Source organism: Polaromonas sp. P1_G2 (assembly GCF_056405515.1).
Window position 1 is genome coordinate 1 of sequence record NZ_JBFUBY010000242.1, and the last position, 6835, is coordinate 6835.

Consider the following 6835-nt stretch of genomic DNA (forward strand, 5'->3'; position numbering starts at 1 on the left):
GTGCCGACGTCCACGAATGGCTGTCGGCAAGGCTTCCGAAAGGATCGCGGCTGAATTGAGTCCGGCAGCCAAAGCGGCGCATTGCGAAAGCAGTGTGCCGCTTTTTTTTGTCCTGCTGGTGGTGTGCTCAGCGGCCGGGCTAGACGGCGCCGCCCTGCTTGAGCGCAAGCGCATGCGCCGCCGGAAACACCTCGGCCAGCGGCTTGACTTCGGGCAGCACGTAGACCACGCCATAGCTGGCGTTGAAGGCCGGCTTGAGCACATTTTCAAAAAAAGCCACCGGCATGTTGATGCAGCCGTAGGAAATGCGGTTGTCCTCGGTGGTGGGCGACGCCAGGCGCTCCAGCCGGCGCTCTTTGGGCTCGGTGGTGCGCACGCGGTGCATGGAGACGGCCGCGTCGTAATCGACCCAGACCACGTCTTCGCCCGTGGCGYTGCGTCCGGGCTCGGCGACGAAGCGGCCCGCGGGCGTGGTGCGTTCCTGGGGCTGCACTTCGGCGATGGGCCGGCCGCCTATGCCGTCCACCGAGTCATCGCCGCGCGCCGCGCCGATCAGCACCGGCGTGGCGCTGCGCAGCTTGCCCGAGGGCTCGAAGACAAACACCTTGGTGTTGAGTTTGTCGAGGATCACAAAAAAGAGTTTTCGGTTGTCGCCCGATGTGACGACCCAGTTGGCCACTTCGCGTGCTTCCGTCGAGGCGGTTTCACCGCCGAAATCCGCGACACGCGGTGCCTGCCGGGAAACATCGGCCTGGATGGCGGCAGGCGCTGGTGCGGGCGCAACCGGATGGGGCCTGAAGAGCGGCAAGACCAGCACCGCGATGGCGGCGCCCACAAGGACGCCTTGTTTGATGCCGTCAAAAATGTCGGAACGCCGCGTGCCCGACGGCCCCGGGCCTGCGGCGGTAGGCTGCGGCTGAAGATCAGGCAGGGGGGCGGGCATGGCTTGGGGTGGAAAAATGCAATCGGTCGCATAAAACGCCCCGGACCGCAAAGGCGATCCGGAGCGTTTTCATGCGGAATTGCATGGCGGATCTGGCTTAGTTGCGGTCAGCCTGTGCGGGACGCTCGGTCGGCGTGACGGCCGTGTCCGTGCTGGTCGAGGGCGTGCTGGGGGTGGTTGTGCTGCCCTGGTTTTGCATGGTCTGGTCTGCCGGCGTGGCAGGCGTCGTGGTGCTGGTGTCCTGGGCATAGGCCAGGCCGATAGCGCCAACCACCGCGGCTGCGGCGACGACGGAAGCCAGGGGTTTCGATGCTCTCATGGTGTACTCCTAAGGTCATGCCCATCACGGGCAATCGGGTTGGTAAATCGCTGGCCTGATTGCCAGCTAGGTTCAATTTACGGCGAGGAGCGGGGTGGGTTTCGTCGGCCTGCTACAGCGCGAGGTGTAGGACAAGCGAGGTCACAAAATGCTACGAGGCTCACGGGCTGATGCATGCGGCCGGCAAGAGGGCGCCACCCTGGAGCCCCTCATTCAAGGGGATTGTTGCCCTGGATGCCGTGCTCCGCCTTGATGGCGAGTTGAAGTTTCTCAAGCGCTTCAATGAGCTGGTCTATCTTCGCGAAATCCTTGACCGGTGCGGCCTGCAAGGCTTGCAGCTGCGCGCGCAGGCGCGCATAGTCGGCCTCCAGGTCGCGCTTCATGCCGGCACCGCGCCCGGCTTGAGGTGGCCGTTAATGGCGGCGCGCTTGTCGGGGCCGCTTGAAGCGGAGTTGGGCGCGGCCGCGGCGAAGAGGTCGACTTGCAGGTCGTTCTCGCTGCGCGGCCCGTACTGGAGGTCCGGGCCGACCAGGCGTTGCAGTTCGCCGTAGCCGGTGGCAAGGGCCGTGTCGTAGGCTTCAAAGGTGATGTCGGAACAGGAGACGGATTCAAACACCCGCGGGTCCTGGTGGCTTTCAAGAATGCGCCAGCAGAATTCGCCGGGCGTGGGCTCCTCGACGGTAAGGGCCAGGGAACGCAAGGGAGCTTTGAGTTGTGCTTTGACCAGTGTGGAATGGCTCATGAAACAGGAATCCTCCAAAAATATCCGGGCAGGCCGGACGTGGCCTTGCAGCGCAGCTTGGAGCGCGGCAAAAAAATATCAAGGGATGCAAACGTAACTTTCAGCGCAATGGCTGACAACGGCGGGAACGATGGCGATGGCGATAAAAAAAACGAAGCGGCAAAGGCATGCGGGCCTGTGTCCGGTTTCATTTCTGCAGCCACGTCGGGTTCCATGTTTGGTTATTTGCAATGCCGCCAGTTTAAGCATGGAAATATGACAGGCTGCGGTGATTAGTACCCGAAAAATGTAGGAGAAGGCCGACAGGCGCCGGACGGCGGAAGCGTCAACTGAAATGGTTATATTGCAGGCATCGCCAGGCCCGCATGTTGCGGGGCGGCACGAATAAAGAACCCATGAAAAGCCTTTACAAATATTTCTTTCGCGGCCTCATCACCATCCTGCCGGTGGCCTTGACGGTCTACCTGCTGTATATCTTCCTGGCCTGGATGGAAACTGCGGCGCTGTGGATTCTGCGGCCCCTGATCGGCAGCTTCTACATTCCAGGCCTGGGCCTGGTGTTCGGCGTGCTCAGCATCCTGGTGATCGGCTACCTGGTGTCCAAGCAAAGTGTGCGCAAGCTGCTGTCTTTCGCAGAAATGCCCTTCACCAACCTGCCGGTCGTCAAAAGCATCTATTCCTCGCTCAAGAGCTTTGCTGATTACTTTTCGCCTTCGGGCAAACAGGGCGAGCAAAGCGTGGTGATCCTGCGTATGCCGGGCCATGCGATGGAAATCGTGGGTTTGATCACGCGCCGCAGCTTCGCCGACCTGCCCGCCGGTTTCCTGCCCGGCGAGCGCGTGGCGGTCTACCTGCCCATGGGCTACATGATCGGCGGCTACACGGTCTTCGTGCCGGCCGACTGGGTGCAGCCCATAGACATGTCGGTGGAGGAAGCCATGCGCTCCTCGCTGATCGCCTGGATGGCGCGCCCGCCGGCCCAAGGCAGCGGCGGCACGGCCGGCTGAACGGTTTTTCCCGCTGCCGCCGGGGCCGCGTAAAGGTTTGTGATCTGTGGTTTCCCACATTGGACAAATCGCATGGCAGGGCTATATTGGGCAGTCCGATCATCACCGCGCACAGCCTGATGCGCTCCGGCCATGACAACAAGCACAACAGAGACAACACGCCGCAAGCCGCCCCTTTACAAATCACTCTACTTCCAGGTGATCTGCGCTGTGATCGCCGGTGTGCTGCTCGGGCATTTTTACCCCGAGGCCGGCAAACACATGAAGCCGCTGGGCGATGGCTTCATCAAGCTCATCAAGATGATGATCGCGCCCATCATCTTCTGCACCGTCGTGATCGGCATCGCCGGCATGGAGGACATGAAGAAGGTCGGCAAGACCGGCGGCCTGGCGCTGCTGTACTTTGAAGTCGTCAGCACCTTCGCGCTGATCATCGGGCTGGTCCTGGTCAACGTGTTCAAGCCGGGCCAGGGCATGAATGTCGACGTCTCCACACTGGACACCAAGGCCATCGCGGCCTATACCGGCCCCGGGAAGATGGTCGGCACGACCGACTTCATCCTGAACATCATCCCGACCACCGTGGTGGACGCCTTCGCCAAGGGCGAAATCCTGCAGGTGCTGCTGATCGCGGTGATGTTCGGSTTCGCCCTGCACCGCTTCGGCGGGCGCGGCACGCTGGTGTTCGATTTCGTCGAGAAAGCCTCGCACGTGCTGTTCACCATCGTCGGCTTCATCATGAAGGTGGCGCCCATAGGCGCCTTCGGCGCCATGGCCTTCACCATAGGCGCGTACGGCGTGGACAGCCTGGTGTCGCTTGGCAAGCTGATGGCCGCTTTCTATGCGACCTGCCTAATCTTCATCTTCGTGGTGCTGGGGACCATCGCGCGCATCCATGGCTTCAGCATCTGGAAGTTCATCAAGTACATCAAGGAAGAACTGCTGATCGTGCTGGGCACTTCTTCATCCGAGTCCGTGCTGCCGCGCATGATGGAAAAGATGGAGAACCTCGGCGCGAAAAAGACCACCGTGGGCCTGGTGATCCCGACCGGCTATTCCTTCAACCTGGACGGCACGTCCATCTACCTCACGATGGCGGCGGTGTTCATCGCGCAGGCCACCAACACGCCGATGACGCTCACGCAGGAGCTCACGCTGCTGGCGGTGCTGCTGCTGACGTCCAAGGGGGCGGCCGGCATCACCGGCAGCGGTTTCATCGTGCTGGCCGCCACGCTGTCGGCCGTGGGCACCGTGCCCGTGGCCGGACTGGCGCTGATCCTGGGCATAGACCGCTTCATGTCGGAAGCGCGGGCGCTGACCAACCTGATCGGCAACGGCGTGGCCACGCTGGTAGTGGCCAAATGGACCAACGAGCTGGACACCGACAGGCTCAAGGCCGGGCTCGACAACGAGAACTGGGTCGAGGCACAGGAACCCGAGGTGCTGCTCGATAAAAAGACCGAGCACATGGCGGCCGGCCGCCACTGACGCACCGCTGAAAAATGACAAAGCCCGGCAGGTGGAGAGAAATCTCCACCTGCCGGGCTTTGTGCTTTGTAGCGCGGCTAGCCGCCGGTTTAACGGGCCTGGCGCGGCGCCGGGCCTGGGCCACGGCCTGCGATGTGGCGGAAGGTGATCCGGCCCTTGCTCAGGTCGTAGGGCGAGAGCTCCAGCGACACCTGGTCGCCGGCAAGGATGCGGATGTGGTTCTTGCGCATCTTGCCCGAGGTGTAAGCCACAAGCTTGTGGCCGTTGTCGAGCGTGACGCGAAAGCGCGAATCCGGCAACACTTCGTCGACCAGTCCATGCATTTCAATCAGTTCTTCTTTGGCCATGATGTAACTCCTAGGGAATTGAAAAAATTGTCGGTGATGTCTGTTGCGGCGGGCAAGGCCTCAGGCGCAGGCGGGCGTCGAGCGCTCGTTGATCCAGCGCAGGGCGTGTTCGGTCGCGTAATGCACGGCCGCGGCCGCGCTGTCGAAGAGGCCGCTGAAGCGCAGCACGCGGTCGTGCGTGGCGCTGCCGCGGCCTGAGCGGATGGAGACCGATGCAGCGTAGCCTTCGCCTTGCTGTTTGGCCAGTGGTGAGACAAGGTACTTGCCCACCGCGATTTTGGTGTGATCTACGTTCATAAAAAGTCCATGCCGGGTATGTGTCCCGGCTTGATAAATAAGGAGAATCGGCTTGCGAGCAAGCCGGCGGGTGTTCGGTGTCCACCCACCTGGCCCTTGGCAGGGGCTGGGCTGGTTGAGCCATGCGTGGGCACTGTCGGGAATAGTGCTCGCCGGAAAAACGGAACAGTGCTGAGAGGGTTCAGGGCTGTATGGGCACTGAAAACACTGTGGATTCGGGCTCTGGGAAGCGCCGCAATTGAGAAGGAAACCTGTTGGGAAAAGGCTTCGATGAAAAAAGCTGATGCTTTACCGAAGCTCTCATTATAACCGCTGACACATAAAGCTGCATAAAGCCCGGTACAGCGCAAGGCCCGCCCCTCTTCCCTGCAAGCCGGGGCCGCGGGACTGGCTTTGCCAGACCGCAGGCGCAGCGGCCCCCTCGGGGGGCAGGGAGCTACACGAAGTGAGCGACCGTGGGGGCCATATCCCTAGCCTTCAAACTGCGGATGCAGCTGCCGGATCCGGTTCATGGCCATGCCCGCTGCGGCGGTACGGGTTTCCACGCCCAGCTTGGCGTAGACGCGCTCCAGGTGCTTCTTCACGGTGGCTGGGCTGGAGCCCAGGATGTCGCCGATGTCGCGGTTAGTCTTGCCCTTGACCACCCAATACAGCACTTCGGCCTCGCGGGCCGTGAGCTTGAAGCTCAGGCTCATGGCCTCCACCACCGCATCGTCGGAGATCTCGCGCATCACGATCAGCCAGTCGCCGCTGACGGTCCCCCCTCCAACCCCGCCTTCGCCGTCACCGGTCTGCCGGTGCAGCCGGAAGGTCAGCCGGCGCGGCCCCTGCTCCACCGCCAGGCGCGGCGGCTCGACCTGCCGTTCCGCGTCCGCCATGTGGCTGCGCAGCCAGTCCAGCACGGGCTCGGGCGTCTGCGGCGCCGAGGTGCCGTAGTAGCGCATCAGGAGTTCGCGCGCCAGCGGCGTCTGCCAGACCAGCCGGCCGTCGGCGGTGCCGCCCATGCGCACCGTGATGCTGGCATAACCGAAGGCGTCCAGTGCGTTGCGCGCCGGGCCGGCCTGGCGCGCCGCCGGGCGGGCGCGGCGAGCGCCCTGCAGGTGCACGCCCATGCGCGCCATCACCTCCTTGGGCTTGATGGGCTTGGTCACATAGTCCACGCCGCCGGCTTCCAGCGCGGCCACCAGGTGCTCGGTCTCGGTGAGGCCGGTCATGAAGATGATGGGGATGTGGGTGGTCTCGGCCATGGCCTTGAGGCGCTTGGCGACTTCAAAGCCATCCATGCCGGGCATCATGGCGTCCAGCAACACGATGTCGGGCCTGGCCTGCAGCGCGCGCTGCAGCGCGGCCTCGCCGCTGGTGGCCACCAGCACGGTATAACCGGATTCATCGAGGGCGTCGTGCAACACCGACAGGTTGTCGGGCACGTCGTCCACGATCAGCACGACGTCGCTGTTGGCCCGGTCCAGCGTGCGGTCCAGGCTGCGGTTGAGCACGGAGGAATCTTCAAGCACGCGGCTCATGGCTGGCCTCCTGGTTGGCGAGCTGGCGGCCCATGGCCTCGAACTGGAATTGCCGCGCCAGCACCCGCATGTCGTCGACAAACGCGGCGGTGTCCGGCTGCCGCCGCTCTATTTCCGCCAGCATGTTCATGATGCCCCGGTAAAAGCCGAGGCTGACCACCTCCTGCAA

General features: G+C 63.1%; 11 protein-coding genes. 2 read left to right on the forward strand and 9 right to left on the reverse strand.

The window, feature by feature from the left end; translation table 11 throughout:
• Positions 1 to 139 precede the first annotated feature (139 nt).
• The 5 genes from AC1D0P_RS20020 to AC1D0P_RS20040 all read right to left on the reverse strand — a co-directional run bounded on the left by AC1D0P_RS20020 (position 140) and on the right by AC1D0P_RS20040 (position 2219).
• Positions 140 to 943, reverse strand: coding sequence for a hypothetical protein (locus AC1D0P_RS20020; RefSeq protein WP_477678357.1), 804 nt, complete (start codon positions 941 to 943; stop codon positions 140 to 142).
• 97 nt (positions 944 to 1040) lie between these two features.
• Positions 1041 to 1262 carry a hypothetical protein gene (locus tag AC1D0P_RS20025; protein WP_477653221.1) on the reverse strand — a complete coding sequence of 74 codons (222 nt, stop codon included), beginning with the start codon at positions 1260 to 1262 and terminating at the stop codon, positions 1041 to 1043.
• Between the two features lie 209 nt (positions 1263 to 1471).
• Positions 1472 to 1645 carry a hypothetical protein gene (locus AC1D0P_RS20030; protein ID WP_477678358.1) on the reverse strand — a complete coding sequence of 58 codons (174 nt, stop codon included), beginning with the start codon at positions 1643 to 1645 and terminating at the stop codon, positions 1472 to 1474.
• Positions 1642 to 2004, reverse strand: coding sequence for a hypothetical protein (locus tag AC1D0P_RS20035; RefSeq protein ID WP_477678359.1), 363 nt, complete (start codon positions 2002 to 2004; stop codon positions 1642 to 1644). Before AC1D0P_RS20035 ends, AC1D0P_RS20030 begins: the two co-directional genes overlap by 4 nt.
• Positions 2001 to 2219 (reverse strand): hypothetical protein, encoded by a 219-nt coding sequence (locus AC1D0P_RS20040; protein WP_477678360.1) that lies wholly within the window; start codon positions 2217 to 2219, stop codon positions 2001 to 2003. Before AC1D0P_RS20040 ends, AC1D0P_RS20035 begins: the two co-directional genes overlap by 4 nt.
• A 180-nt stretch (positions 2220 to 2399) precedes the next feature.
• Here AC1D0P_RS20040 and AC1D0P_RS20045 point away from each other — a divergent pair, with 180 nt between their 5' ends.
• Both AC1D0P_RS20045 and AC1D0P_RS20050 read left to right on the forward strand, forming a co-directional pair.
• Entirely contained in the window at positions 2400 to 3011 is a 612-nt protein-coding gene (locus tag AC1D0P_RS20045) for a DUF502 domain-containing protein (RefSeq protein ID WP_477678361.1), read from the forward strand.
• A gap of 132 nt (positions 3012 to 3143) precedes the next feature.
• Complete coding sequence (locus AC1D0P_RS20050) at positions 3144 to 4499, forward strand: dicarboxylate/amino acid:cation symporter (RefSeq protein ID WP_477678362.1); 1356 nt, start codon at positions 3144 to 3146, stop codon at positions 4497 to 4499.
• Positions 4500 to 4588: 89 nt separating this feature from the next.
• On the opposite strand, the gene infA is transcribed toward AC1D0P_RS20050, so the two are convergent.
• The 4 genes from infA to AC1D0P_RS20070 all read right to left on the reverse strand — a co-directional run.
• Entirely contained in the window at positions 4589 to 4846 is a 258-nt protein-coding gene (gene infA / locus AC1D0P_RS20055) for a translation initiation factor IF-1 (RefSeq protein WP_092132708.1), read from the reverse strand.
• Positions 4847 to 4906: 60 nt separating this feature from the next.
• Entirely contained in the window at positions 4907 to 5143 is a 237-nt protein-coding gene (locus AC1D0P_RS20060) for a hypothetical protein (protein WP_477678363.1), read from the reverse strand.
• Between the two features lie 470 nt (positions 5144 to 5613).
• Entirely contained in the window at positions 5614 to 6666 is a 1053-nt protein-coding gene (locus tag AC1D0P_RS20065; RefSeq protein ID WP_477678364.1) for a response regulator, read from the reverse strand.
• On the reverse strand, positions 6650 to 6835 hold a 186-nt coding region (locus AC1D0P_RS20070), incomplete at its 5' end, for a hypothetical protein (RefSeq protein ID WP_477678365.1). The genes AC1D0P_RS20065 and AC1D0P_RS20070, both read right to left, overlap by 17 nt.

Bases quoted from the DNA above. Each gene is read 5' to 3' on its own strand.
- AC1D0P_RS20045 (WP_477678361.1), top strand. From the start codon at position 2,400: ATGAAAAGCCTTTACAAATATTTCTTTCGCGGCCTCATCACCATCCTG.
- AC1D0P_RS20060 (WP_477678363.1), bottom strand. From the start codon at position 5,143: ATGAACGTAGATCACACCAAAATCGCGGTGGGCAAGTACCTTGTCTCA.
- AC1D0P_RS20025 (WP_477653221.1), bottom strand. From the start codon at position 1,262: ATGAGAGCATCGAAACCCCTGGCTTCCGTCGTCGCCGCAGCCGCGGTG.
- AC1D0P_RS20035 (WP_477678359.1), bottom strand. From the start codon at position 2,004: ATGAGCCATTCCACACTGGTCAAAGCACAACTCAAAGCTCCCTTGCGT.
- AC1D0P_RS20030 (WP_477678358.1), bottom strand. From the start codon at position 1,645: ATGAAGCGCGACCTGGAGGCCGACTATGCGCGCCTGCGCGCGCAGCTG.
- AC1D0P_RS20040 (WP_477678360.1), bottom strand. From the start codon at position 2,219: ATGGAACCCGACGTGGCTGCAGAAATGAAACCGGACACAGGCCCGCAT.
- AC1D0P_RS20065 (WP_477678364.1), bottom strand. From the start codon at position 6,666: ATGAGCCGCGTGCTTGAAGATTCCTCCGTGCTCAACCGCAGCCTGGAC.
- infA (WP_092132708.1), bottom strand. From the start codon at position 4,846: ATGGCCAAAGAAGAACTGATTGAAATGCATGGACTGGTCGACGAAGTG.